Annotated in this window: 25 protein-coding genes; all 25 read left to right on the top strand. The window is 52.3% G+C overall.

What is annotated here, in order from left to right:
* The first annotated feature begins 2 nt into the window (after nt 1-2).
* The 25 genes from fmt to trmD all read left to right on the top strand — a co-directional run bounded on the left by fmt (nt 3) and on the right by trmD (nt 25,419).
* On the top strand, nt 3-956 hold the full coding sequence (gene fmt / locus N4599_RS02375) for a methionyl-tRNA formyltransferase (RefSeq protein ID WP_260901715.1): 954 nt from the start codon (nt 3-5) through the stop codon (nt 954-956).
* Complete coding sequence (gene rsmB, locus N4599_RS02370) at nt 949-2,295, top strand: 16S rRNA (cytosine(967)-C(5))-methyltransferase RsmB (protein WP_191364107.1); 1,347 nt, start codon at nt 949-951, stop codon at nt 2,293-2,295. The genes fmt and rsmB overlap by 8 nt, the downstream gene beginning before the upstream one ends.
* 18 nt (nt 2,296-2,313) lie before the next feature.
* Nucleotides 2,314-3,042 carry a Stp1/IreP family PP2C-type Ser/Thr phosphatase gene (locus tag N4599_RS02365; protein ID WP_062812644.1) on the top strand — a complete coding sequence of 243 codons (729 nt, stop codon included), beginning with the start codon at nt 2,314-2,316 and terminating at the stop codon, nt 3,040-3,042.
* An 18-nt stretch (nt 3,043-3,060) separates the two neighbouring features.
* Entirely contained in the window at nt 3,061-4,980 is a 1,920-nt protein-coding gene (pknB, locus tag N4599_RS02360; protein WP_191364106.1) for a Stk1 family PASTA domain-containing Ser/Thr kinase, read from the top strand.
* 16 nt (nt 4,981-4,996) lie between these two features.
* On the top strand, nt 4,997-5,890 hold the full coding sequence (rsgA, locus tag N4599_RS02355) for a ribosome small subunit-dependent GTPase A (protein WP_191364105.1): 894 nt from the start codon (nt 4,997-4,999) through the stop codon (nt 5,888-5,890).
* Between the two features lie 11 nt (nt 5,891-5,901).
* Nucleotides 5,902-6,555, top strand: a complete 654-nt coding sequence (gene rpe / locus N4599_RS02350; protein WP_062812647.1) for a ribulose-phosphate 3-epimerase — start codon at nt 5,902-5,904, stop codon at nt 6,553-6,555.
* Between the two features lie 172 nt (nt 6,556-6,727).
* The gene (locus tag N4599_RS02345; protein ID WP_003713514.1) at nt 6,728-7,384 is read left to right on the top strand and encodes a thiamine diphosphokinase; all 657 of its coding nucleotides are present in this window, start codon (nt 6,728-6,730) and stop codon (nt 7,382-7,384) included.
* A gap of 126 nt (nt 7,385-7,510) precedes the next feature.
* A complete protein-coding gene (rpmB, locus tag N4599_RS02340) occupies nt 7,511-7,696 on the top strand; it encodes a 50S ribosomal protein L28 (RefSeq protein ID WP_003713527.1) in 186 nt (61 codons plus the stop codon).
* A 163-nt stretch (nt 7,697-7,859) separates the two neighbouring features.
* The gene (locus tag N4599_RS02335; RefSeq protein WP_003715705.1) at nt 7,860-8,222 is read left to right on the top strand and encodes an Asp23/Gls24 family envelope stress response protein; all 363 of its coding nucleotides are present in this window, start codon (nt 7,860-7,862) and stop codon (nt 8,220-8,222) included.
* A 25-nt stretch (nt 8,223-8,247) separates the two neighbouring features.
* Nucleotides 8,248-9,957 (top strand): DAK2 domain-containing protein, encoded by a 1,710-nt coding sequence (locus N4599_RS02330; protein WP_191364102.1) that lies wholly within the window; start codon nt 8,248-8,250, stop codon nt 9,955-9,957.
* Nucleotides 9,958-10,031: 74 nt separating this feature from the next.
* Nucleotides 10,032-12,068, top strand: coding sequence for an ATP-dependent DNA helicase RecG (gene recG / locus N4599_RS02325; RefSeq protein WP_062812649.1), 2,037 nt, complete (start codon nt 10,032-10,034; stop codon nt 12,066-12,068).
* Between the two features lie 13 nt (nt 12,069-12,081).
* Complete coding sequence (gene plsX / locus N4599_RS02320; protein ID WP_260901705.1) at nt 12,082-13,113, top strand: phosphate acyltransferase PlsX; 1,032 nt, start codon at nt 12,082-12,084, stop codon at nt 13,111-13,113.
* Between the two features lie 37 nt (nt 13,114-13,150).
* Nucleotides 13,151-13,408, top strand: a complete 258-nt coding sequence (acpP, locus tag N4599_RS02315; protein ID WP_191364100.1) for an acyl carrier protein — start codon at nt 13,151-13,153, stop codon at nt 13,406-13,408.
* 341 nt (nt 13,409-13,749) lie between these two features.
* Nucleotides 13,750-14,448 carry a ribonuclease III gene (gene rnc / locus N4599_RS02310; protein ID WP_191364099.1) on the top strand — a complete coding sequence of 233 codons (699 nt, stop codon included), beginning with the start codon at nt 13,750-13,752 and terminating at the stop codon, nt 14,446-14,448.
* Nucleotides 14,449-14,465: 17 nt separating this feature from the next.
* Nucleotides 14,466-18,032, top strand: coding sequence for a chromosome segregation protein SMC (smc, locus tag N4599_RS02305; protein WP_191364098.1), 3,567 nt, complete (start codon nt 14,466-14,468; stop codon nt 18,030-18,032).
* A gap of 11 nt (nt 18,033-18,043) precedes the next feature.
* Nucleotides 18,044-19,432: a signal recognition particle-docking protein FtsY gene (ftsY, locus tag N4599_RS02300; protein ID WP_260901700.1), complete on the top strand. Its 1,389-nt coding sequence runs from the start codon at nt 18,044-18,046 to the stop codon at nt 19,430-19,432.
* Between the two features lie 10 nt (nt 19,433-19,442).
* Nucleotides 19,443-19,784: a putative DNA-binding protein gene (locus N4599_RS02295; RefSeq protein ID WP_062812652.1), complete on the top strand. Its 342-nt coding sequence runs from the start codon at nt 19,443-19,445 to the stop codon at nt 19,782-19,784.
* Complete coding sequence (ffh, locus tag N4599_RS02290; RefSeq protein WP_191364096.1) at nt 19,785-21,227, top strand: signal recognition particle protein; 1,443 nt, start codon at nt 19,785-19,787, stop codon at nt 21,225-21,227. It abuts the gene before it with no gap.
* 150 nt (nt 21,228-21,377) lie between these two features.
* On the top strand, nt 21,378-21,590 hold the full coding sequence (locus tag N4599_RS02285; RefSeq protein ID WP_224758029.1) for a YSIRK-type signal peptide-containing protein: 213 nt from the start codon (nt 21,378-21,380) through the stop codon (nt 21,588-21,590).
* A 347-nt stretch (nt 21,591-21,937) separates the two neighbouring features.
* Nucleotides 21,938-22,954, top strand: coding sequence for a hypothetical protein (locus N4599_RS02280; protein WP_260901695.1), 1,017 nt, complete (start codon nt 21,938-21,940; stop codon nt 22,952-22,954).
* 3 nt (nt 22,955-22,957) lie between these two features.
* The gene (locus tag N4599_RS02275; RefSeq protein ID WP_260901693.1) at nt 22,958-23,467 is read left to right on the top strand and encodes a mucin-binding protein; all 510 of its coding nucleotides are present in this window, start codon (nt 22,958-22,960) and stop codon (nt 23,465-23,467) included.
* A gap of 82 nt (nt 23,468-23,549) precedes the next feature.
* The gene (gene rpsP, locus N4599_RS02270) at nt 23,550-23,825 is read left to right on the top strand and encodes a 30S ribosomal protein S16 (protein ID WP_003713500.1); all 276 of its coding nucleotides are present in this window, start codon (nt 23,550-23,552) and stop codon (nt 23,823-23,825) included.
* 13 nt (nt 23,826-23,838) lie between these two features.
* On the top strand, nt 23,839-24,099 hold the full coding sequence (locus N4599_RS02265) for a KH domain-containing protein (RefSeq protein WP_191364095.1): 261 nt from the start codon (nt 23,839-23,841) through the stop codon (nt 24,097-24,099).
* A gap of 55 nt (nt 24,100-24,154) precedes the next feature.
* Nucleotides 24,155-24,661 carry a ribosome maturation factor RimM gene (gene rimM / locus N4599_RS02260; RefSeq protein ID WP_062812654.1) on the top strand — a complete coding sequence of 169 codons (507 nt, stop codon included), beginning with the start codon at nt 24,155-24,157 and terminating at the stop codon, nt 24,659-24,661.
* Nucleotides 24,661-25,419 (top strand): tRNA (guanosine(37)-N1)-methyltransferase TrmD, encoded by a 759-nt coding sequence (trmD, locus tag N4599_RS02255; RefSeq protein ID WP_260901689.1) that lies wholly within the window; start codon nt 24,661-24,663, stop codon nt 25,417-25,419. Before rimM ends, trmD begins: the two co-directional genes overlap by 1 nt.

Raw genomic sequence — 25,419 nt, 5'->3', positions numbered from 1 at the left:
TTATGACCACTTCAATCGTATTTATGGGAACTCCCCAGTTTGCCGTGCCGGTTTTACAGGGCTTGTTAGACCAGCCCGAGTATGACGTTCAAGCCGTTTTGACACAGCCTGACCACCGGGTCGGCCGCAAGCACGTTTTGACCCCTTCACCAGTTAAGCAGTTGGCGGTTGATAATAATATCAAGGTTCTCCAGCCAGCTAAGCTAAATAAGAGCCCTGAAATGGACGAAATCATCGCCCTCCAGCCGGATTTACTGATTACGGCGGCCTATGGGCAATTCCTGCCGAGCAAACTACTCGCGGCGGCTAAAATTGCCGCGGTAAACGTCCATGGTTCCCTCCTGCCGAAATACCGGGGTGGGGCGCCAGTCCAATATTCTATTATCAATGGGGATGCTGAAACGGGCATTTCTATCATGTACATGGTCAAACAGATGGATGCAGGGGATGTACTTGCCCAGCGAGCCATCCCGATTGAAAAAGATGATGATAATGGCACGATGTTTGATAAGCTGAGTATTCTTGGCCGTGATTTGCTACTGGAGACGCTCCCTAAGCTGGTCGATGGGACTGCCACCGCGACTCCCCAGGATGAATCCCAAGTAGTCTTTTCGCCAAACATCTCGACGGCCCAGGAACGGATCGACTACCGACTGCCGGCGGACCAAATTGATAACAAGGTCCGGGGGCTGCGGCCGGCGCCACTGGGCAATATGGTCATTGATGGCTTGCGAACGAAGATTTATGATGTAACCCCCCTGGACGAAAAAACGAATTTACAGCCGGGACAGGTCGTTCGGACAACTAAACACCAGCTGGTTTTAGCGGCTGGCGATGGCACAACCTACCAGATTAACCGGTTAAAACCGGCAGGGAAACAGGCAATGGATATTACCGCCTACTTAAATGGTCACCAGGACTTGACGGAAGGAGCTCAAGCGGTAAGCGATGACTAAGCAAGACATGACGGCGCGTGAAGTCGCGCTGACGGCCCTCGACAGGATCCGCCGGCAAGGGGCCTATTCCAACTTACAGTTAAACCAACTCCTCAGCAAATACCACTTGAATGATAGTGACCGCCGACTGGCGACGCGAATCGTGTACGGGACGCTCCAGCACCAGCTGACCCTGGAATACTGGCTGCAACCGTTTGTGAAAGGCAAACGGCTGGATTCCTGGGTGGAAACCCTCCTGCTGACGGCCCTTTACCAGTACCACTACTTGGAGCGGGTCCCTGACTGGGCGGTCACGGATGAAACGATTGAAATTGCCAAGCACTGGGGAAATCCCGGTATTCGGAAGTTCGTAACGGGGGTTTTACACGCTGTCTTACGACGGGGTTTCCCGGACTTTGACCAGGTTCAGGATCCGGAAGAACGACTGGCGGTTCAATATAGCATTCCCCGCTGGCTCGTTCATGAACTGGATGCTCAGTATGGACGAGCACAGGCAGCCCAGATTCTGAAAGCCGTCAACGATCCGGCCAGACTGGTCGTACGGGTTAATACCGTGGTTACGGACCTGGCAACTGTGAAGGCCAGACTGCACGCGGCCGGGATCGAATATCAGGAGAGCCGTGTAGCTCCCAACGCCTTGGTGATTACCAAGGGGGAAATCCTAGATTCACCTTTATTTGCGACCGGACAGATCACGGTCCAGGACGAAAGCGCGATGCTGGCTGTCGATAGCATGGCTGTCCAGCCTGGTGACCGGGTCCTGGATGCTTGTGCGGCACCTGGGGGAAAAACGGTACAAATTGCGGAACGGCTTGATCCTACGGCAGGTGGGCAGGTCGACGCCTTAGATATTCACCAGCACAAGGCCCGCTTGATTCAAAAAAACGCTCGTCGGATGCAGGTTGACGACCGGGTAGTCGCTCATACTCTGGATGCTCGGCGGGTGGACGAGGAGTTTGCCGATGAAAGTTTTGATAAGATTTTAGTTGACGCTCCTTGTAGCGGGATTGGCCTCCTCCGCCGTAAACCAGAGATTCGTTATACGAAAGAACTGACTGATTCACAAAATTTACACCAAATCCAGGGAAGTATTTTAAATGCAGTTGCCCCAAAAGTGAAAAAAGGCGGTATAATCACATACAGTACGTGCACGATTTTGCAGCAAGAGAATGAGCAGACGGTCCAAGAATTCTTGGCAGCACGTTCCGACTTTCGGCTGCTAACAACTAAAACGTCACGGAACTTAAAAGATGATCGAGCATCAGCCACGTTGACGATTCTGCCCTCTGACTATGGGTCAGACGGGTTCTTTATCAGTAGTCTTCAACGGATTCTTTAGAAGGGAATTAGCACTAGAATGAAAGTTGCTTATCAAACAGATGTTGGGCACCGGCGGTCGCAAAATCAAGACCGGGTTGCCCAATTTACCAATCAACGCGGAAATCAGCTAGTGGTGATTGCCGATGGAATCGGTGGTAACCGCAGTGGCGATGTTGCGGCGGAAATCACTGTCAAACAGCTTGGTCATCGATTTATGACAACTGGGCCGGGGACACCGCTGGAAGCAATCCGGTGGTTTGCCCGGGAAACCCAGCTGATTAATGATGAAATTTTAACAAAATCAAAAGAAAAAACGATTTACCAGGGGATGGGAACGACGATGGTTGCCGCGATTGCTTTTGCGGAAACCTTGGTGGTTGCCAATATTGGTGATAGCCGGGGCTATCTTTTTCACGATGGCTTAATGACTCAGGTGACAATCGACCACTCCCTTGTAAATGAATTAGTTAAGAGCGGCGATATTACAGAAGAAGAGGCCCTGAAACTTCCACAGAGCAATATTATTACCCGGGTAATTGGAATTTCTCCCGATGCACGAATTGAAGTAAATCGGTTTAAGTTTGCTCCTGGTGACCAACTACTAATGTGCTCAGACGGCCTATTTAAGACTGTTGATAAGGAAAAAATCAAGGAAGTTCTGCTGACAACAGCCTCCTGCAGTGATAAGTGCGCGCAGCTAGTGCAACTGGCAAATGCAGCCGGGGGCCCAGATAATATCACCGTCTTAATTGGATTAAATGAATAATAGCCAGGAGGGTTGAGTATGAATCCTGGAGACATAATCGGTCACCGATACAGGATTATCCGCTCCTTAGGTGAGGGCGGAATGGCAAACGTTTACTTAGCTCATGATTTGGTTTTAGATCGTGATGTTTCGGTTAAGCTCCTACGGTTAGACTTACGGGACGACCCGGATACCAAACGGCGTTTTCACCGTGAAGCATTGGCGGCAACCCAGCTGAATGATCCCCATATCGTAGGGGTTTACGATGTCGGTGAAGATAACGGAATGCAGTACATGGTGATGCAATACGTGCAAGGGACGGATCTGAAGGCCTTTATCAAGCAGCACTATCCGATTCCGCTGCCCCAAGTAGTTGATATCATGGAACAAGTCCTGTCAGCTGTTGAGGCCGCTCATAATCGGGGAATCATCCACCGTGATTTAAAGCCACAGAATATACTGATTGATGCTAATAAGAATATTAAAATCACCGATTTTGGGATTGCGGTTGCGACCTCCCAAAATTCGCTGACCCAGACGAACACTTTAATGGGGTCGGTTCACTACCTCTCGCCAGAACAGGCGCGGGGGAGCATTGCAACCAAGCAGTCGGATATTTATTCGCTGGGAATAATTCTTTATGAGATGCTGACGGGAACGGTTCCCTTTGAGGGGGAGACGGCGGTTTCGATTGCCCTTAAACACTTCCGCGAAGATATTCCGTCAGTGCGCACGGTTAACAGTCGAATTCCCCAGCCCCTGGAAAATGTGGTCCTCAGGGCGACTGCTAAGAACCCGCACGAACGCTATGCTAGTGTCCAAGAAATGGCGGTAGATCTGGCGACTAGTTTAGATTCCTCCCGGGATGGCGAGCCGAAGTGGCATGCCGAGTGTGACGACGGCAAGACGAAGGTTCTTTCTACCGCTGAAATTGCTAAGCAGATCCGGGCAGCAGATGCCAGCCAGGAAGAGCAGAATCAGGAGGAAGAGCCTGAATCCACGCAGCCGGCCAAAAGGAAGCACCATGCTCGCTACTGGACTGCTGGAATTGCGGCAGTGGCGGTAGTTGGCCTGGCAGTTGCCAGCTGGTGGTTTATGTTCCGTCAGGTAATCGTTCCTGATGTTGAGGGGCAGACGCCAATTCAAGCGGAACGGACCCTTAACCGGCAGGGCCTCCGCGTCGGCAATATTACCCGGGTTACTAACCAGCAGGTCGATAAAAACCACGTTATTTCAACCACGCCGGGGATCAGTTCAAAGAAACGGGTTAACAGCACCGTTGACCTGACCGTTAGCACCGGGGTCAAAAACATGACGATGGCAGACTACGTAGGCGATAGTTATGATGAAGTGGCTTCTTCACTCCGCGCCAAGGGCTTTACGGTGCGGAAGCAGGAGCTTCATTCCGACACGGTCGATTCAGGGATGATTATTAAGCAGAATTACAGCAAGGGTAAAGTGGTGGCGACTAGCGGCAACGTAATCAGCTTTCAAGTGAGTTCTGGAAAAGAGAACATCAAAATTCCCAACTTCCGGAACCAAGACATTAGCGTTGTTCAAAAGTTTGCCAATGAACACAAGCTCCAGTTAACCACCCAGGAGAAAAAATCCAAGACGGTGGCAACCAACCACGTGATTAGTCAGACTCCTAAGGCTGGTGGCGTGTTGAACCACGGCGATACCTTGACCGTGACGCTGGCTAATTCGGGCAACCAGACGAAAACGACCAATATTCAGATTAATATTCCGTTTGATGGCAATGGTGGTCAGCGGGAAAACCGGGTCCAGATTTATATCCGGGATGCTAACCACAACCTGACGATGGAGTACCAGGACATTACGATCAACCAGGAAACAACCATTAACGTCCCGTTCACCCTTCGGAATGGTCAGATGGGGGCTTACCGGGTCGTTCGCAATGGTCGGACAATTATGAGTGCTACTAACATCACGGGTTAAGTAACGGAGGTGTGACGTGAAGACAGGAATCATTCAGCAATCTTTAAGCGGCTTTTATGACGTGTTGGCAGATGGCCAGCTGTACCGGACCCGGGGCCGGGGGAATTTTCGTCAAAAGAAGGTTAAACCGGTCGTGGGCGACCACGTGGAATTTACGGTCAACGATGATGGGACATCAGGTTACCTGCTCAAAATTTTAGACCGACGCAACCTGTTGGTCCGGCCGCCCGTGGCCAATATTGACGTTGCGGTTGTGGTCACGGCTGCAACCCAGCCGGCCTTTTCACCCAATTTGCTTGACCGGCAGCTCGTGGGGTTGGAAGAGCAGCGGATTACTCCCGTGGTTTATTTTTCCAAGACCGACCTGCTGACGGCGGAACAGTTTGCCCAATTGCAAAAAGTGGCGACTGGTTATGCCAATATTGGCTATCAAGTCTTTTTCAACCAAGAACCATTTGCACCGGAGCAACTGGCTAAGCTAAAGGGACTCCTGGTGGGAAAGGTTGTCACGATGATGGGGCAAACGGGGGCCGGTAAGTCAACGCTGTTGAACCACCTTGTGCCGGGGCTGGACCTTGCGACCGGGGAAATTTCCCAGGCACTAAAGCGGGGCCGGCATACAACCCGCAAGGTAAGTCTGTTAGACGTTGATGGCGCGTTGATTGCTGATACACCTGGTTTTTCATCTTATGAAACCTTTGATATGACGGTGGAAGAGTTGCCGTCGCTGTTCCCCGAGATGCGTCGCTTGGCGCCTGAATGTAAATTTCGCGGCTGCCTCCACCTGAAAGAACCGGGGTGTGCAGTGAAGGACGCGCTGGAACATGGTATAATCATGAAGAGTCGGTATGACGATTATGTTCAGTTTCATGACATCATCGTCCACCAGAAGCCAAACTACAAGAAATGAGGGAATTTAGAATGATTAAGGTTGCACCATCAATTTTGAGTGCTGATTACGTAAACTTGCAAAAGGACATTGAAAAGGTTGAACAGGCCGGGGCAGAATACCTCCACATCGACGTGATGGACGGAACGTTCGTGCCAAGTATTTCTTACGGCCCTGGTTTCGTTAAAGCCATTCGGCCAATCACTAATATGACCTTGGATGTCCACCTGATGGTTCAGAGCCCAGAACACATCCTCCCAATGTTTATTGATGCCGGGGCTGACATTATCGGGGTCCAGGTCGAGGCTACCCAGCACATCCACCGGGCGCTGCAAATCATTAAGAACGGTGGTGTCAAGGCGGAAGTTGTCATCAACCCTGGTACGCCAGTGGCAATGATTGAACCGGTTCTGCACATGGTCGACCAGGTTCTAGTAATGACCGTCAACCCTGGCTTTGGTGGTCAGAAGTTCCTTCCTGAAACCGTTGATAAGATTGCCCAATTGAACGCTATTAAGCAGGAAAAGGGCTATGACTTTGACATCGAAGTCGATGGCGGGGTCAACGATCAGACCGTCAAGGATTGCTACCAGGCCGGTGCTACCGTGGCAGTGGCGGGTTCCTACGTCTTTAACGCTGACAACCCGGCAGAACGGATCGAAGCACTGCGGAACGCGACAAAATAAGTTGCTTTTCTGCGCCGGAGCATACCACCAAGGAGGCAGTTGCTTCCCAGACCTTTTAAGGTGAACTACGGCGCGTCAACGGCCTCTAAAGTTTCTCAAACGAACTTTAGAGGCCGTTTCGGCTTCATAATCGAAGCATTTTAGGATGTTTTCAAGTGAGGAGGAAGCATTAATGCGGGTTAATTTATTGGTCGGGGGACCGGTTGGACTGGTTCCCCAGGAAGTGGTCCGGGCACGCCAGGCGGAAACCTGGATTGCGGTTGACCACGGTGCGAGTCTGCTCCTGAAATGGGGAATCACACCCGCAGTAGCAATTGGCGATTTTGATTCGACCAGCCAGGCGGAGTTTGCACGGCTCCGGCAGCACTTGGCAGAGATTGAAACTTTCCCGCCGGCGAAGGACTTCACGGATACTCAGCTGGGAGTCAAGCTGGCAATTGACCGTTTCCAGCCAACTCAAATCGACATTTTTGGTGCTACTGGCGGCCGGCTTGACCACCTCCTAGCTAACCTGTACCTGCCTCTCCAGGATGATTTTCGGGACTATCTCGACCGGATCCGGCTCTTGGACCGGGGCAACACGGTTAGCTACTACCGGCCGGGTTCCTATACAATTACTAAGGAAGCCGATAAGGACTACTTGGCCTTTGTCAACCTCACACCGGTCACGGGCTTGAACTTGGTAGATGAGCAGTACCCGCTTGCTGACTGGTCAAGTTCGATTCCGTTTTCCTGGTCCAGCAACCGCTTTACGGCGGCGGAGAACCACTTCAACTTTGCCAGCGGGGTGGTAGCGGTAATCCAAGCAGCGGACCGGCCGCAATTATAGCTGTCAAGGAAAAATACTTGAAAGAAAACTATTGCATTGTGCTAACCGCTATGGTAAATTAATTAGGTGAGTTACAGCGCAGATATGCGTATAAACAATACTGTAATAAAGAGGAGGGTATCACCAATGGCTAAAGATTTCATCAACGGTAAACGGACACGCTTTGGTAACAAGCGTTCTCACGCCCTTAACTCAAGTCGTCGTAGCTGGAAGCCTAACTTGCAAAAGGTAACCATTTTGGTTAACGGTAAGCCAAAGAAGGTTTACGTTTCAGCACGTACCTTAAAGTCCGGTAAAGTGACTCGGGTTTAATTAAAAATGATGCCGTCCATTGTGGGCGGCTTATTTTTTACCTAAATTACAACACCCCATTAACTACTTTTTATTGGGGTTACTTTTTATTATTAGTGTGCTATGCTATGATATTGTTAATTGTAAAGAGAATGATTTTCTAACTAACAGGGAGGCCATGACGATGGCAGTAAAAATTAAAACAAAAGCGGGAACAATTGACATTGATAACGATGTGATTTCGACCGTTGTTGGTGGTGCCGCTACGGATAATTACGGTGTTGTTGGAATGGCAAGCCGTAACCCGGTGCGCGATGGTGTTAACCAGATTCTGCGCCGGGAAAACTTCAACAAGGGCGTGGTTGTGCGCCAGCAGGATAACGGAATCGTCGTTGACGTGAATATTATCGTCAGCTACGGTACCAAAATTTCAGAAGTATCCAAGAGCGTCCAGGCAAAAGTCAAGTATAACCTGGAATCAATGCTCGGCATCACCGCGGACGCCGTTAACGTCTGCGTCCAAGGTGTCCGCTCAACAGAAGACTAGGATGGAACACGGGAGGAAATTTTAATTGGCTGTAACAGAAATTACAAATCTTGAATTCGGCAAGATGGTCCAAGCCGCTGCCGATAAGTTAAACCAACAGGCGGACTTTATTAATTCGCTCAATGTTTTCCCTGTTCCTGATGGTGATACCGGGACGAATATGGCGTCCTCAATGGCGAGCGGTGCTAAGTACGAGCGGGAAACGGCAAGCGATAATGTTGGTGACCTCAGTGGTGCGCTGGCTAAGGGCCTGTTAATGGGGGCCCGCGGAAATTCGGGGGTAATCCTCTCCCAAATTTTCCGGGGCTTTGCCAAGGCCGCTGCTGGCAAGCAGACCTTGAATGCCCAAGATTTTGTGGACGCATACGCTAATGGCGCCAAAGTTGCCTATAAGGCGGTAATGAAGCCAACTGAAGGGACGATTTTAACGGTAGTGCGGGAGTCAGCTCAGGCCGGCTTAAACAAGGTCAAGCAGACCGAAGACCTGGTTGAAATCGTCAACGCCATTTACGAAGCCAGCAAGGCTGCCTTGCAAAAGACCCCTGAATTGCTGCCGGTGCTTAAAGAGGTCGGTGTAGTTGATTCTGGTGGTCAGGGCCTGGTTGACGTTCTTGAAGCCTTTGACGAATCCCTCAGCGGCAAGGAAGTTGCTAAGAGTGCCGACTACAAGCCTGATCAGGCTGAGGTAGATGAAATGGTTAACGCAATGGACCACCAAAGCGTTCAGGGTAAACTAGACCCTGCTGACATCAAGTATACTTACTGTACCCAGATGCTGGTTCGCCTGGGGAAGGGGAAGGAAGTAACCAAGAAGTTTGATTACGATACTTTCTACAATTACCTGGCTAAACTTGGCGACAGTTTGCTGGTCCTAAATGACGACCAGGTTGTCCGGGTTCACGTTCACACTGAACACCCGGGACAGGTTTTGTCATGGGGACAGGAATTTGGTGACTTGCAGACGATTGAAATCCATAACATGGTCTGGCAGCAGGAAGAGATTATGGAACATGATGACGAGGGCGACGCAGCTGCTTCTGATGAGCAGGTATCCCAGCCGGCAGAAACTGAGCCTGCACCAGAAACTGCGGTCATCGCGGTCGCTTCTGGTGATGGGGTGATCAAGCTCTTAAAGAGCCTGGGCGTGACCCACATCATCAGTGGCGGACAAACGATGAACCCTAGCACCCAGGACATCGTGGATGCCATTAACCAGAGTGGTGCCAAGCAGGCGCTGGTCTTGCCGGATAACGGCAATATCTTCATGACGGCTGAACAGGCGGCAGAGGTAGCGGAAATCCCGACCCGGGTCGTTCACGCCAAGACGATTGCCCAAGCGATGTCAGCATTGCTGGATTACAATCCAGAAGCTGACCTGGCTACTAACCAAGAAAGCATGGAGGCCAACATTGGCAACGTTGCTAGCGGGGAAGTCACCCATGCTGTCCGCGACACGACCATTGATGGTCAGGAAATTAAGAAGAACGACTACTTGGGAATTGTTGACGGCAAAATTGTTGAGACTAACCCCGACCTGGAGGAAACCGCGATTGAAATGGTCAAGAAGATGCTTGACGAGGATAGTGAAATCGTGACAATCCTCTACGGCGAAGACGGCACGGAGGAAACCGCCCAGGCAATTAAGGCGGCCGTAGAAGAAGTTGACGACGAACTGGATATTCAGATTTACGAGGGTGGACAGCCGGTGTACCCATACCTGATTTCAGTTGAGTAGTTTACTGGTAGACTAAAGCAACAGGTGAGGTTGGATTTTCCCAGCCTCTTTTTATGTAGGAAGGAGGGGAACAGATGAAGAGCTTACAGGATCCGGTAGCGACGTTAAAGGGCGTGGGGCCAAAAAGGGCCGCGGACCTGGCGACCCTCGGCATTGACACGGTCGAGGATCTCCTGACTTACTATCCAAACCGTTATGACGATGTTACTCCAGCAGATTTGGAGAACGTCCAAGACCGGCAACGAATCACTACTCAGGGAACGGTGGTATCCGAACCCCTCCTCTCCCACTTCGGCTACCGGCGAAGTCGCCTCAGCTTTCGCCTCCAAGTCGGCCCGCGGGTAATCATGGTGACTTTCTTTAACCAGGCCTACCTCGCAAAAAGGGTCGCGCTGGGGCAAACCGTTACGGTAATGGGGAAGTGGGATGCCCAACGTGCCCAGGTTACGGCAAATAAATTCCTGTCTGCTGGTGACCAGGAGCAGGCCGATTCGGGAGCGGTTTATTCGGTCAATAAGCATATTCGCCAGGCAACGCTCCGGGGGCTGATCAAGCAGGCTTTTGATGAGTACCAAAACGTTATTCCCACCCTCCTGCCGGCGTCACTTCGCCAGCACTACCGTCTGCTGGACCGGCGGACGATGATTAAAGCCCTGCACTTCCCGGAAAACGTGGGTCAGGCCAAGGCCGCGCGGCGGACGGCTGCCTACGAGGAGTTTTTCTTGTTTCAGTTGCGCTTACAGGCCATTCGGCAGGCCCGCCGGCACGCGAATGGTGACCGTATTTTGTACCGCAATGACGAATTAAAAGAGTTTATCGCGGGAATCGGTTTCGAGTTGACCGGAGCACAAAAACGGGTCGTGAATGAAATCTGTCGTGACCTGCGTGAACCTTACCAGATGAACCGCCTCCTGCAGGGAGATGTCGGGTCGGGAAAGACCATCGTCGCGGCGGTTGCCATCTACGCAACGATTACGGCTGGCTATCAGGCCGCCCTGATGGCCCCGACGGAAATTTTGGCAGCCCAGCACGCTGAAAAGCTGTCCCGGGTGTTCGCGGGAACCCACGTTCACGTTGGCCTGCTGACTGGTTCTTTGACCGCTAAGCAGCACCGGGAACTTACCGGGGCCATCAAACGGGGAGAAATCAACCTGATTATTGGGACCCACGCCCTCATCCAGGACGACGTCGAGTATGCCAACCTCGGTCTGGTAATCACTGACGAGCAGCACCGCTTTGGGGTCAACCAACGGCAGCTTCTGCGTGAAAAGGGCGCCCATCCGGATGTTCTGGCAATGACGGCGACACCAATTCCCCGAACCCTCGCGATTACTGCTTACGGGGAAATGGACGTTTCCGTGATTGATGAGCTGCCTGCGGGACGGAAGGCGATTGAAACCCGGTGGTTAAAGGTCGACCAGCAGAGTGAAGCCCTTCATTTCCTGCGCGACCAGCTCGCCACGGGGGCCCAGGCCTACATCGTTAGTCCATTGATTGAGGAATCTGAGGCGCTCGACGTCCAAAACGCCACCGACTTATATAATGAGCTGGCAGAGTATTTTCAGCCCCGCTATCAGGTTGGCCTGCTGCATGGCCGAATGTCTGCTGAGGAAAAGGAGCAGGCAATGCATAGGTTCCAACGGGGTGAGTACCAGCTCCTGGTTTCTACCACGGTGATTGAGGTCGGCGTTGATAACCCGAACGCGACGGTCATGCTGATTTACAATGCTGATCGCTTTGGATTAGCACAGCTTCACCAGCTCCGGGGCCGGGTCGGTCGTGGGGACCGGCAGAGTTACTGCCTCCTGCTTGCCGACCCGAAGACGGATGACGGTAAGCAACGGATGAAAACAATGGTCGAGACGAATGATGGTTTTGTCGTCGCCCAACGTGATATGGAGCTGCGGGGGTCCGGCGATGTCCTGGGCAGTAAGCAGTCAGGAATGCCGGAATTCAAAGTTGGTGACCCGGTTGGTGACCTTAAAATGCTCCAGGTGGCACGGCAGGATGCGACCGACCTCTTGCGGACTCCCCACTGGGACGAACAGGACGATAATCAGCCGCTGGTGTTATATTTGCAACGCCACCAGCTTGAAACACACTTTGACTAAGGAGTAGATAATAATGAAAATTGCTGTTGACGCTATGGGGGGCGACAATGCCCCTCAGGCGATTATTGCGGGGGTCGAACAGGCACGTGACCAGTACACGGACCTCGAATTCCAACTTTTTGGCGACCCGGCAAAGGTTAAGCCACTGATTAAAAATGCTGAACGGCTGACGGTCATTGAGACCACCGAAGAAATTACGATGGGTGAAGAACCAGTCCGGGCAATCAGACGGAAGAAGGATTCTTCGATTGTCCGGGCAGCCCGGGCCGTAAAGGAGGGCAGCGCGGACGCCTTCTTTTCTGCCGGCAATACCGGTGCCGTATTGGCTGCCGGAATTTTTATCGTGGGCCGGATCAAAGGGATTGACCGTCCTGGTTTAACCAGCATTTTGCCTATTACCCAGCCCGGTGCGACCCGGCAGAGTTTTGTTTACCTCGATACCGGGGCCAACGCTGAAAGCAAGGAACGCAACCTGGTTCAGTACGGCTATCTCGGGAAGTTTTATGCTGAAAATGTCCTGGGGGTTGCAAACCCCCGCATTGCCCTACTGAATAACGGGGCCGAGGAAGACAAGGGTGATAAGCTCCATAAGGATGTGTGGCAGCAGCTGAATACCGCGAGTGACCTTAACTTTGTCGGCAACATTGAATCGGGGGACCTCCTCGTGGGTAAAGTTGATGTGGTGGTCAGTGATGGCTGGACTGCCAACGCTGCTTTGAAGGCGACCGAAGGAACTGCCAAGATGATGCTGACCCTGATTAAGGACGGGATCTTAAATGGCGGCCTCCGGGCAAAGCTAGGCTACCTCCTCTTAAAACCAGTCTTTCATAATATCGGCAAAAAGATGAGCGCGTCGACATACGGCGGGGCAGTTTTGCTCGGCCTGAAAGCGCCCGTAGTCAAGACTCATGGCTCTTCTGATGCAACGGCGGTTGCTAACACGATTAGTCAGATTCGGACGATGCTGACCTCTGGGGTAATCGAGAAAACGGTTGACTTTTTTGGTCAGGAAGCGGTAGTGGACAAGGACGCCAAAAACGAATAGAATAGGATTCGGATTTAATAAAGTGAGGTTATTTACCATGGCTGAAAATGATAAGCGTACACAAATTTTTAATAAGGTTTCTGAAATCGTGGCAGACCACTTCGATATTGACCGGGCTAAGATTACCGATGATTTGAATCTCAAGGCCGACCTGGATGCCGATTCGATTGATTTTGTTGAATTTGTTCTGGAACTAGAAGATACTTTCAACGCGGAAATTGCCGATGACGAAGCAGAAAAGCTCAGTACAATCGGTGAAGTGGTGGACTACATCGACCAGCACACCGCTGACTAAGTTAGGTGGCCAATTTGCCAGCTGCTGTGTTGAAGCATTTTATCTATGTAATAGTTGAGGCGGGGAATTAACTCCAGCCTCTTTCCTATTTTAAAGGTAAGAATGCCACGGCGCTGGCTGTAAGTTTGCCCGCTGGTCGGCCAGTAAAGGACTCTCCCGACAAGCCCCGCGGTAAACGGCAAACATCAGGAACGGGTACTCAACCAAGTTGGACCGGTTTCTCTTCTCCGCATGGTGGGGCTTTTTTCTTTTTAAATCGCGAAAAGCCTGCGCAGGGCGAACTTGTTTAGTATAATAGGAAAGAATGTAATTTTTATAGATAAGAAGAAAGGAATCTAAACATGATCGAAGAACTACAAGACTACTTGGCCAAGGAATTTGATATTCATTTTTCTGACCCGCGCTTGTTAGCTGAGGCCTTTACTCAGGCTTCATACGTCAACGAGCACCCTCATCAGAATTTGAAGTTTTACGAGCGAATCGAATTCCTTGGCGATGCCGTGTTGGAACTGATTGTTTCAGAATATATTTATAAATGCTATCCAGAGTTGCCCCAGGGTAAGCTGACCCGCCTGAGGGCTGCCATGGTGTGCGAGGATAGCTTTTCTAAGTTCGCCAAGGAGTGTCATTTTGACCAGTACATCCGGCTGGGTCACGGGGAGGAACTCGCGGGTGCTCGCCAGCGGCCGGGACTGCTCTGTGATATTTTTGAATCCTTTGTGGGGGCCCTCTACCTTGACCAAGGGCGGCCGGCAGTTGAAAAGTTTGTCCGCCGGGTCATCTTCCCGAAGCTGGACATGGGCTGGTTCGACCACGCTGTTGATGCTAAAACCAGCCTGCAAGAGTTCCTTCAGCGGGATGGCGATGTTTTGATCGAGTACCACCTCCTTGAAGAGAGTGGGACTGAAAACAACCCCGCCTTCCATGTTGACGTGGCAGCCAATGGTCAGGTCATTGCGGATGGTCAAGGGTCATCGAAAAAGCAGGCTGAGATGCAGGCAGCCCAGCGTGCTCTAAAGAAATTACGAGCAAAGAAGTAACGTGAGAGTAGGTTAGTATGCAATTATTGTCATTAACAATTGACGGCTTTAAGTCATTCGCCAACAAGACAACGATCAAGTTTGAGGAGGGGATGACCGGAATCGTTGGTCCAAACGGGAGTGGGAAGAGCAACATCATCGAAGCTATCCGGTGGGTAATGGGTGAACAGTCTGCCCGGCACCTGCGGGGAGATAAGATGGTGGACGTAATCTTTAACGGGGCCGCTAACCGGGCACCGCTAAACCGGGCCCTGGTCTCAATTACCTTTGATAATAGTGACCACTATCTTGCCAGTGATTTTAACGAACTAACCATTACTCGGAAGTTGTTCCGCAATGGGGATAGTGAATACCTGCTCAATGGTAATAAAGTGCGCTTGAAAGACATTGTCGACCTTTTCATCGATTCTGGACTGGGCCGGGAGTCATTCTCAATTATTTCCCAGGGACGAATTGAAGCAATCTTCAATGGGAAGCCGGAAGACCGCCGGGCCATTATCGAAACGGTAGCCGGCGTCGCTAAGTACCGTAAAAATAAGCAAACGGCGGAACGACGGCTTGGACAGACGATGGACAACCTTAACCGGGTCAACGATATTGTCAGCGAATTAGCTAGTCAGTTAGAACCGTTAGCTGATCAAAGCGCGCTGGCAAAGGATTATCTGGAACAAAAGGAACAGTTTGACCGCCTGGATCAGACCCAATTGGTTCGCAATTATGATCAGCAGCATGACCAGCTGCAACGGCTGCAGAGCAAACTGGCTGACTCGCGGCAGCTGGTCGACCAGTACCGTAAAAAGACCGCGGCCGCTGATACTGAATTAGAAAAATACAAGCAGCAGCGGACGGCCCTTCAACGGGACAAGGATGCCGCGAACCAGTCGATTCTGCGCAAAACCCAGCTGATTGCTGATTATCAGAACCAGCAGTCGATTTCGACGGTCAAGCGCCAGCAGCAAGAGCAGGAGCAGCACCGGCTGAGTGAACAAATTAGTGCTAACCAGCAGGAACAAGAGCAAGTACAAAAGCAATTAGCCGCGGTCAAGCAGAATTTGACTGTTCACGAGCAAACGATGGCGGACCACAAGAAACAGCTCCAAGCGGCTGAACAGCAAACAGCTAGTGAACGGTTACAGCAGTTGCAAGCCCGGCTAGAAGAACTGCGTAACCAGCAGATTGAACTTCTCCAGCAGCAGACGACCCTGCACAACCAGGCCAACTACCTCCAGGAAAACCACCGGCAGGCGCTAAACGTCCAAAAGGAAAGCGATGCCGAACTGGCGGCGTTGAAAGAGCAACAGACTGCCCAACAGCGGGAATTAACTACTAAGCAGCAGGAAGTGGCTCAGCAACGGGACCGCCTGGCGGCAACTAACCATGAACTCTCTGGTGTCCAAGAGCAGCTGGAACAATTGACCAACCGTTACCAGGAACAGCAGCGAAAGTGGTACCAGCTGCTGGGGGATGCTCATTCAACCGCGGCTCGGATCAAGGACTTCCGGACACGTGAGGATGACTACGACGGCTACTATCACGGTGTCCAAAGTGTCCTGCGCAACCGGCAGCAGTTTGCGGGGCTTGCGGGGGCAGTCGGGGAGCTGATTACGACTCCAGCCAACGTTACGACGGCGATTGAAACCGTCCTCGGCGGGCAACTCCAGCAACTGGTCGTAGATCGACAGGACACCGGGAAAGAAATTATTCGCTTCTTAACGCGGCAACGGGCCGGTCGGGTAACGATTCTTCCTCTGGATACCCTCCGTCCTCGGCGGACGCTGTCGATTTGGCCGACCCTAGAGGGGATGCCGGGCTACGTTGGCCGGGCTACCGACTTGGTCCAGTATGACCAGCGCTACCAGCTAATTATTGACTACCTGCTGGGCAGCACTGTGGTCGTTGATAACTTGGATAATGCGACGGCCATTGCCCGGGCTGGCCACCACCAGGTCCGGGTGGTAACCCTTGATGGTCAATTAATTAACGCCAGCGGAGCGATGACTGGAGGGGCTAATCGCCATCAGCGTGCTGGAGTTTTGACGCAAAAGCAGACCGGGCAGCAACTGGCGAACCTCCTGGCTGACCAGCAACAAAATGCCAAGCAGGCTGAAGCAACGGTTGCAAAGCTACAGGCGTCCCAGCAGCAGGGGCAGGCCAAATTGGCTGACCTGCAAGCAGCGGCCCAGGAGCAAGCGGACGAACTACGGACGGCAGAGACGGCCCTTAACCGCCTGGCTGACCAGGCCAAAACGACAAGCCAGCGGGTGGCGACTCTTCAATACCAGACCGATGAACAGACCGCCCGTCACAGCTCTTATCAGGATCAGCTCCAGACGAACTCCGCGGCCCAGCAGCAGATTGATGCTCAATTGGCAACGGTCAAGAAGCAAACTGAAGAGGTTAATCAGCAAATTACTGAGTTACGGCACAACGCAGACGCGCAAAATGACCAGGTCCACGAACTTCAGCAGTGGTTAGCAGTTGCTAAGGAGCGGCAGCAGCAGTATCAACGCCAGGCCGCTGCTCTCGACCAGCAACTAGTTCAATTGAAATCGGCCGACGCTGACCTGGGGCAACAGCTTCACCAGCTGGAAGAACGTTACTGGCAGCAGGGAACTCACGGTGAGGATACCGCGACGGCACTGTCGACGGCTCAGGAAGCATTGGCGGGTTATCGTCAACAGTTGGCAGCGGCCGATGATCAGCTGACAGCTTTAGCTGACCAGTTGAACGCCGCTGAAAGCAATCAGGAACGGCTGATGAGCCTTGAGCGGGCCGCCCTCGATAACTTGAATACCCTGAATGAACAACGCATCCGGTGTGAAGGCCAGTTGGACCAGTTGCAAAACCAGCTACGGGACCACCACTCATTGACGATTGCTGCCGCCCGGCAAAAGGCTGACCAGCAAATCAGTGATGCTGACCTGGCCCGGCAGCTAAAGCTCCTGCAACGGGGCCTCAATGAATTAGGCACAATCAACGTCAGCGCAATTGAAGAGTATGACCGGGTCAAGGAGCGTTATGACTTTCTAAAAGGCCAGCAGCAAGACCTCTTGGAATCACGGACCCAACTCCAGCAGACGATGGACGAGATGGATGGTGAGGTCAAGCAACGCTTTATGGCCACCTTCAAGGAGGTCTCGGCTGCCTTCAACGAAACCTTCCGGCAGATTTTTGCTGGCGGGCGGGCCAAGCTGGAATTAACCGATCCGCATGACCTCTTGACGACTGGGGTCGATATTATGGCCCAGCCGCCGGGAAAGAAGAACCGGCATTTGAACCTCTTGTCTGGTGGTGAACGGGCCCTCACGGCTATTACCTTACTATTTGCCATCTTAAAGGTTCGTCCCGTCCCCTTTGCCATCCTGGATGAACCGGAGGCAGCGCTGGACGAAGTTAATGTCCAACGCTTTGCTAACTACCTGCAACGCTTTGGCAAAGAAGGACCACAGTTTATCGTAATTACCCACCGGAAGGGGACCATGATGGGGGTGGACGTCCTCTACGGGGTGACAATGCAAGAATCAGGGGTGTCGAAGATGGTTTCCGTAGACGTGATTGATACCCTAAATGACCAAGAAGAGTAGGAGGAATCAGAATGGGATTATTTGATATTTTCCGCCGCCACAAAAAGGAAACACCGGCGAGTGACCACGTAGCTTCCACATCGTTGACGACCGCGTCGTCGGCCAGCACATCGACGACGGGGGCGGATAGTGTTTCCGCTAGTGGCAGTGGCAGCCACCAGACCGGTGTGGCAAGTGCCAGCACAGAACGGTCAAGTTCGGTCTCCCAGTCGACCAGCAGCATTCTAAGCACTAGCGTAAGCCAATCGGCGGCCCCACTTAGTCAGTCATCGTTGTCAGCTAGTACGAGCGACCTTGAGAGTGCTAGTGCGGCAGCTAGCTTGAGTAAGGATGCTGCCAACCAGTCAACGACGATGGCGGCTAGTGTTTCTCCAGCGGTACCATCCTCAGAAATGCCAGATGAGACAGCCGGACAAGCACCAAGTGGCGAAAAGTCAACAACCACCGCACTAAATGAAGACCAGCAAGAGAAAAAGTATGACCGGGGCCTGGAAAAGTCGCGGACGGGGTTTGGTACCCGCTTGAACCGCTTTCTGGCGAACTTCCGCCACGTTGATGAGGACTTCTTTGACGACCTTGAAGATATGCTGATTGAGTCAGACGTTGGCTATGACATGGCGATGAAGCTCAGTGACAGCCTGCGGAAAGAAGTTAAACTTGAAAATGCCAAGAGCAAGCAGGAGGTTTCCAACGTCATCATCGAAAAGATGGTCGACCTCTACGAAGAAGCGGGCCAGGGTGAAAATCCTGACCTGCGGATGGCCGCGGAAGGCCCAACCGTTATCATGTTCGTCGGGGTTAATGGTGCCGGGAAGACAACTACCATTGGGAAAATGGCGGCCCTCTTTAAGCGGCAGGGTAAGAAAGTCCTGCTGGCGGCAGCCGATACCTTCCGGGCTGGGGCCACTGAACAGTTAGACGTTTGGGCCCAGCGGGACGGCGTCGATATTGTGACGGGTCCCGAAAATGGTGACCCAGCGGCCGTCGTTTTTGACGCGGTTCAAAAGGCAAAGCGGGAAGACTATGACGTCCTCTTCGTCGACACCGCCGGCCGGTTGCAGAATAAGGTCAACCTAATGAACGAGCTGGCGAAGATGAAGCGGATCCTGACCCGGGAGATTCCCGACGCACCGCATGAGGTCTTACTGGTCCTCGACGCGACGACCGGCCAGAACGCCCTCAACCAGGCCAAGCTCTTTAAGCAGAGTACCGACGTTACTGGAATTGTCCTGACAAAGCTTGATGGGACCGCCCGCGGGGGGATTGTTCTCGCAATCAGGAACGAACTTCACCTGCCAGTCAAGTATGTCGGTCTAGGTGAAAAGGTGGACGATCTGCAGAAGTTTAACGCCAGCGACTTTGTTTACGGCCTCTTCAAGGGCCTAGTCGAAGTCGATTAGGAGCGTCGCGATGGAAATCGAAAAAAATTACCGGATCAACTCCTTATTTGAGTTCTACCAACCACTACTGACTAAAAAACAAAATGACTACTTAGAGCTGTACTACGGGGATGACTATTCGCTGGGCGAGATTGCGGAAAACTTTCACGTCAGTCGGCAAGCAGTGTATGATAATATCAAACGGACGGAAAGTATTCTGGAAGACTACGAGCAAAAACTGCACCTTTATGCTGAATTTCAAGCTCGCAACCGCCAGGCTGACGAGATTCAGCAGTACGTGCGCAGCCATTACCCAGATGATGACCAGCTCAATGAATTGGTCAACCACTTAGAGAGTTTGGAGGAAGAATAAATGGCATTTGAAGGATTGACGGAACGCCTGCAAAAGGCGATGGAAAAACTTCGGCGCAAACCGAAAGTGACGGAAGCCGACCTGCGGGAAACAATGCGGGAAATCCGCCTGGCCCTGCTGGAAGCCGACGTTAACTTTACCGTCGTCAAGGATTTCGTGAAGACCGTGCGAGAAAAGGCCGCCGGTGCGGAGGTCCTTAAGGGCTTGAACTCGGCCCAGCAAATCGTTAAGATCGTGAACGACGAACTGACAAAGCTGATGGGGGAAGAGGCGGTACCGCTGAACAAGGCCGCCCATATCCCGACCGTTATCATGATGGTTGGGCTCCAGGGGGCTGGTAAGACGACCACCGCCGGCAAATTGGCGCTGCGGCTGAAGAATGAAGACCACGCCCGCCCGATGTTTATCGCGGCCGACGTTTACCGGCCAGCTGCCATCACCCAGCTGCAACAGGTCGCTGACCAAATCGACGTCCCGGTCTTTGAGAAGGGGACCGACGTTGACCCCGTGGAAATTGTCCGCAAGGGGATGGAAGTGGCCAAGCAAAATCACAATGATTACGTCATCATTGATACCGCCGGCCGGCTCCAGATTGACGAGCAGCTGATGGACGAACTGGCGAACATCAAGGAGCTGGTTAACCCGGACGAAATCCTGCTGGTAATCGACTCGATGACCGGGCAGAACGCCGTCAACACCGCCCAGGGTTTTGACGACAAACTCGACATTACCGGGGTTATCCTAACCAAGCTCGATGGTGACACCCGTGGTGGGGCTGCCATGTCAATCCGGGCCGTCACTGGCAAGCCAATCAAGTTTGTCGGTGAAGGGGAAAAGATGGCGGACTTGGACGTCTTCCACCCGGACCGGATGGCTTCACGGATTCTCGGCATGGGGGACATGATGACCCTGATTGAGAAGGCCCAGAAGAACTTCGATGAAGAACAGGCCCAGGAAACGATGGACAAGATGCGGGAAAATACGTTTGACTACAACGACTTTCTTGCCCAGATGGACCAGGTCACCAAGATGGGGCCGCTGGAAAACATCCTCAAGATGATGCCGGGGATGGCGAACAATCCGGCACTCAAGAACATCAACATTGATCCCAAGCAGTTTGCCCACATCAAGGCGATTGTTCTCTCAATGACCCCTGAGGAACGGGAAAATCCGGACCTGATGAACCCCAGTCGTCGGCGCCGGCTAGCTGCTGGTGCTGGTCGGCCAATAGTCGAGGTCAACCGGATGATCAAGCAGTTTAACCAGATGCGGAAGATGATGAAGCAGGTCACGAATGGTAACATGAGTGGGATGCAAAACCTCTTCGGCGGCCAGATGCCCGGTGGCAAGATGGGGCAGATGGCGATGAACCGGCTGGCCCGGAAGATGAAAAAGGACAAGGCCAAGCGGATTAAGAAACTTCGCAAGATGCGGAAAAAGTAAATGAAAACCAGCGTTGCCAGTATTCGAGATTTCCGGATGCTAGTAGCGCTGTTTTTTAGTACTTGGCCAGTTAAATGATTTGATATTGCGATTGGGGATGGAATGGAATGTTATAAGTATGTCTCAAAATTAGTTATAGGGGGATTGATGATGATTTCTTGTAATAATCACCAACGGGTACTTGCTCGGTATCCACGCTACGGGCTGCGAAAGCCCGGCGTCGGGGTTGCATCGGTCCTGCTATCCACCAGCTTTTGGCTAGGCATGACCATCAATGTGTGGGTGGATGTTAATCCGACGCCGGCAGGCACCCAGGCAAATAGCGGGGTGGGGTGTCCGCAAATGATCAGCATCAACCGTTGACGAACGCTACTAGTAATCTGGCGGCTACTCTAGCCGCGGCAACGAGTACTAGCAAGAGTTTAACGCCGACCAGGTCGATCAAGGGGTTACGGTTATCAATCATACGATTACCGAAGCAGCGGGCGATAAGGATACTGGTAATCCGGGGACAGTTACCCTCCACCTGGGCCTAACCGTTCCTGTTGCGGACTTGCAACGGGAGCTGCAGGAGATTATCGTTCCGGTAATCAGCAGTGATTCTATCAAGCTGAATGACCAGTTGACGGATTCCGGCGCCTTTTACCTGACGAAACAGTATGTTTATCAAAAGCCCTTGGTAAAGGTGGAACGCACGGATAACGGTGCCGATGAAGCGACCTACCACGTTACTGTTAGCGGGGATTACGCGGGCTTCCGCTCAACTAATAGTGAGTTCACCGGTCACCCTGCTGACCTGGAAACCGACGGACCCGGTCGCACTGATGCCCGGGGATGGTATTCGGAACTACAAGCAAGACCGGCAGGCGGCTAGCTATGGTGACCAGCCGGGCAACTGGCTGGGTGGTTACTCAATCCAAAGCACAGCGGTTCGTGAATATATGGATAGTCATCCCTGGCACGCGAAGGTCGTTAGTCAGGGGCAAACGAAGTATGACGCGGACTGGGGATACTGGATTGATATCAAGAACGACCTCAAGCCGGTTAGCCGGGCCTACGTCGACTCGACCTACTATGGTTTTGTTAACCAGGTGATCCACTTTGTTAATGAGCAGGGCCAAGCAATGACGCAGCCGTCTGGGGAGAAAATCCCCGATGTCAAGCGGCAGGTAGTTTTCACCAGCAAAACGGGGAAAGCCGGCAGCTACCATACTGATGAACAGTTTAACGTCTTGAACCTTCCAGTACTTGACGGGTATACCGCTTATCAGGGTGTCCAGTCGGCTGACGGGCAGCTGACAATGACGTCTGAGGGTCAAGTGCAAACGACGGGGACGGCAATCCACCAGGCCGGCCAGGAAGCGCCATTTGACTTTCCGAACGCTGACTTTATTGAGTATGTGGTTTACAAGCCGGTTGCTCAGGAGAATGCCCATTTGCGTTTTTACGATGATACTGACCACCGTTTTATTCCGGGCTTATCGGACCTGAGCGTTAGCGGTAAGAGTGATAAGCCGATTGCCTTTACAATTCCTACAAGCTATGACTTTAGTAAGTACGACTATGCTGGTATCTACGTGGGGGATGATCCGGCTAACAAGGACCAGTGGCTGGATGGGACTGTGCTGAGCGAAGTTAGCTTTGGCAACTTTGACACCGCCCCAGCTGGTGACCAGTATTTCATTGCCCACTTTACACACCGAACTGCCCCGGTTAGTGAGCAGTAAACAGTGACGGAAACTATTCATTACGTCGACGCGGCTGGCCACCACTTGCGGCCGGACTACCAGAAGCAGGTCACCTTTACGCAGACGGGGAACCGGGATTTGGTGACCGGGGCAGTGACGGCCACCTGGTCTGGACCACAAACCTTCCCGGCCGTGGTCTCACCCGCCATTTCCGGCTACCGGCCCGACATCACGGCGGTGGTTGCGCTTACGGTCAACCATGTGAGTTCAAATGTGGAACGAACAGTGGTTTACCGGCCAGTTGCAGCTCCGGTGCCAACTCCACGGCCAGAACAACCGGGGCAACCGGCTCGACCGGGTGAAGGCGGAGCTCAGTCCGGGACGCGGACCGGGCTGCCGATGACCGTTGCACCAGCTGCTAATAATGAGCTGGCTGGTCATCAGCGAATGCCCCAGACCGGAAAGAGTGAAAATCCAGGACTGGTTGCTCTTGGGCTAGCGGTCCTCGCTGCTTTGTTCGGCCTTGCAGGTACCCGGCGGAAAAATAATTAAGCCTGTCAAGAAAAACTACTTTACATTCTCTCGGAAGACTGGTATATTATTACCTGTTAAAAGAAATCAGGGAGGTGCAAAAATGTCTGTTAAAATTCGTTTAAAGCGTATGGGTTCTAAGAAGCGTCCTTTCTACCGGATCGTTGTTGCCGACTCACGTTCACCACGTGATGGTCGTTTCATTACCGCTTTAGGTACTTACAACCCATTGACTACTCCTAAGGAAGTCAAGTTTGATGAAGATGCTGTTATGGAATGGCTGCAAAAGGGTGCCCAACCATCCGACACTGTTCGCAACATGCTTCAAAAGGCTGGCGTTATGCAGAAGTACCACGAAGCTAAGTACGCAAAGAAGTAAGTGATGATTTATCATGACTGAGACAAATATAGAGACGCTGATTCGTGATTTGATTACCCCGCTATTAAAACATCCGGCGGCGTTAACAATTTCCCAAGAGGATAGTGGGCGTTACCGCCAGTATATTGTTAATGTTGCCCAAGATGATGTTGGGCGCCTGATTGGCCGCCAGGGTCACGTTGCTGCAGCATTGCGGACTATTGTTGAGGGTGCGCGTTCTCGGCGTTCCAATTCTAAGAAAGTCCGGTTACTGATTAACGATCATCGTCACTAAATAAAAACTCCCACACCAGTTCTGTGGGAGTTTTTATCTTTTTTAGGAGGAAAATATGCAATTTTATAATGTTGGTAAAATTGTCAACACCCATGGTATTCGGGGCGAGGTTCGGGTCCTGCCCACCACTGACTTTGTTGACGAGCGGTTTGCGCCCCAGCAGAAACTCTACCTGCAAGGGACGGGCGCGCCGATTGAATTAACGATTGAACGCTCCCGCCAGCACAAAGGCTTTATCCTGGTAAAGTTCGTGGGTTACGACAATATCAACGATGTCGAAAGTTTTCGTAACCATGAATTAATGGTCAGTGCAGCGGACCAGCAACCCTTAGAGGACGGCCAGTATTACTACCACCAGATTATTGGCCTGACTGTTAAGACGGTGGCGGGGGAAGAACTCGGTAAAGTCAAGGAGATCCTTGCTCCAGGTGCTAATGACGTTTGGGTTGTGGAGCGTCCAGGAAAGGCGGAACTCCTGCTACCGGTGATTGACGACGTGGTCAAGCAGGTCGACCTCGACAACGGTCAAGTGCTGGTTGAATTAATGGAGGGGTTAGAATAATGCGAATTGATGTGTTGAGCCTTTTTCCAAACATGTTTCAAGCGACGATGGGCGAGTCGATTATCGGTAAGGCGCAAGGAAACGGCTTCTTGGACCTCCAGGTGACCGATTTCCGTGACTACACCACTGATAAGCACAACCACGTCGATGATGCGCCATTTGGTGGGGGCGCCGGAATGCTCCTCCAGCCCCAGCCAATTTTTGACGCGATGGATGCAATTGAAAAGGAAACGGCGGGCAAGTATCCCCGGGGACGGGTTATCCTGATGGATCCGGCGGGTCGGCGTTTTGACCAGGACTATGCCCAGGAACTGGCCCAGGAGGAACACCTGACCTTCATCTGCGGGCATTACGAGGGCTATGACGAGCGAATCCGTCAGCTGGTGACTGATGAGGCTTCCCTGGGCGACTATGTCCTGACCGGAGGCGAACTAGCGGCGATGGTGATGATTGACGCGACCGTGCGCTTTATCCCGGGAGTCCTTGGCAACATGGCTTCTCCGATGGGTGATTCCTTCAGTAACGGTCTGCTTGAATATCCGCAGTACACGCGGCCGGCGGACTTCCGTGGCATGAAGGTGCCGGAAGTCCTGACCAGCGGGAACCACCAGAAAATTCGCGAATGGCGTATGAAGGAGTCGCTGCGGCGGACCCTCCACCGGCGGCCAGACCTGCTGGAATCCGCCCCGCTCAGCCGGGAACAGCAGCGGATGCTAGAAGATATTCAGCTGGACGAAGACCCGGACGTACCGGATTAG

Source organism: Limosilactobacillus oris (assembly GCF_025311495.1).
Taxonomy (GTDB): Bacteria; Bacillota; Bacilli; order Lactobacillales; family Lactobacillaceae; genus Limosilactobacillus; species Limosilactobacillus oris_A.
This window is presented reverse-complemented; position numbering and strand designations above follow the sequence as displayed.

Coding starts and splice junctions, on each gene's coding strand:
- fmt (WP_260901715.1), top strand. CDS start 3: ATGACCACTTCAATCGTATTTATGGGAACTCCCCAGTTTGCCGTGCCG.
- rsmB (WP_191364107.1), top strand. CDS start 949: ATGACTAAGCAAGACATGACGGCGCGTGAAGTCGCGCTGACGGCCCTC.
- N4599_RS02365 (WP_062812644.1), top strand. CDS start 2,314: ATGAAAGTTGCTTATCAAACAGATGTTGGGCACCGGCGGTCGCAAAAT.
- pknB (WP_191364106.1), top strand. CDS start 3,061: ATGAATCCTGGAGACATAATCGGTCACCGATACAGGATTATCCGCTCC.
- rpe (WP_062812647.1), top strand. CDS start 5,902: ATGATTAAGGTTGCACCATCAATTTTGAGTGCTGATTACGTAAACTTG.
- N4599_RS02345 (WP_003713514.1), top strand. CDS start 6,728: ATGCGGGTTAATTTATTGGTCGGGGGACCGGTTGGACTGGTTCCCCAG.
- rpmB (WP_003713527.1), top strand. CDS start 7,511: ATGGCTAAAGATTTCATCAACGGTAAACGGACACGCTTTGGTAACAAG.
- N4599_RS02335 (WP_003715705.1), top strand. CDS start 7,860: ATGGCAGTAAAAATTAAAACAAAAGCGGGAACAATTGACATTGATAAC.
- recG (WP_062812649.1), top strand. CDS start 10,032: ATGAAGAGCTTACAGGATCCGGTAGCGACGTTAAAGGGCGTGGGGCCA.
- plsX (WP_260901705.1), top strand. CDS start 12,082: ATGAAAATTGCTGTTGACGCTATGGGGGGCGACAATGCCCCTCAGGCG.
- acpP (WP_191364100.1), top strand. CDS start 13,151: ATGGCTGAAAATGATAAGCGTACACAAATTTTTAATAAGGTTTCTGAA.
- rnc (WP_191364099.1), top strand. CDS start 13,750: ATGATCGAAGAACTACAAGACTACTTGGCCAAGGAATTTGATATTCAT.
- smc (WP_191364098.1), top strand. CDS start 14,466: ATGCAATTATTGTCATTAACAATTGACGGCTTTAAGTCATTCGCCAAC.
- ftsY (WP_260901700.1), top strand. CDS start 18,044: ATGGGATTATTTGATATTTTCCGCCGCCACAAAAAGGAAACACCGGCG.
- N4599_RS02295 (WP_062812652.1), top strand. CDS start 19,443: ATGGAAATCGAAAAAAATTACCGGATCAACTCCTTATTTGAGTTCTAC.
- ffh (WP_191364096.1), top strand. CDS start 19,785: ATGGCATTTGAAGGATTGACGGAACGCCTGCAAAAGGCGATGGAAAAA.
- N4599_RS02285 (WP_224758029.1), top strand. CDS start 21,378: ATGATTTCTTGTAATAATCACCAACGGGTACTTGCTCGGTATCCACGC.
- N4599_RS02280 (WP_260901695.1), top strand. CDS start 21,938: ATGAAGCGACCTACCACGTTACTGTTAGCGGGGATTACGCGGGCTTCC.
- rpsP (WP_003713500.1), top strand. CDS start 23,550: ATGTCTGTTAAAATTCGTTTAAAGCGTATGGGTTCTAAGAAGCGTCCT.
- N4599_RS02265 (WP_191364095.1), top strand. CDS start 23,839: ATGACTGAGACAAATATAGAGACGCTGATTCGTGATTTGATTACCCCG.
- rimM (WP_062812654.1), top strand. CDS start 24,155: ATGCAATTTTATAATGTTGGTAAAATTGTCAACACCCATGGTATTCGG.
- trmD (WP_260901689.1), top strand. CDS start 24,661: ATGCGAATTGATGTGTTGAGCCTTTTTCCAAACATGTTTCAAGCGACG.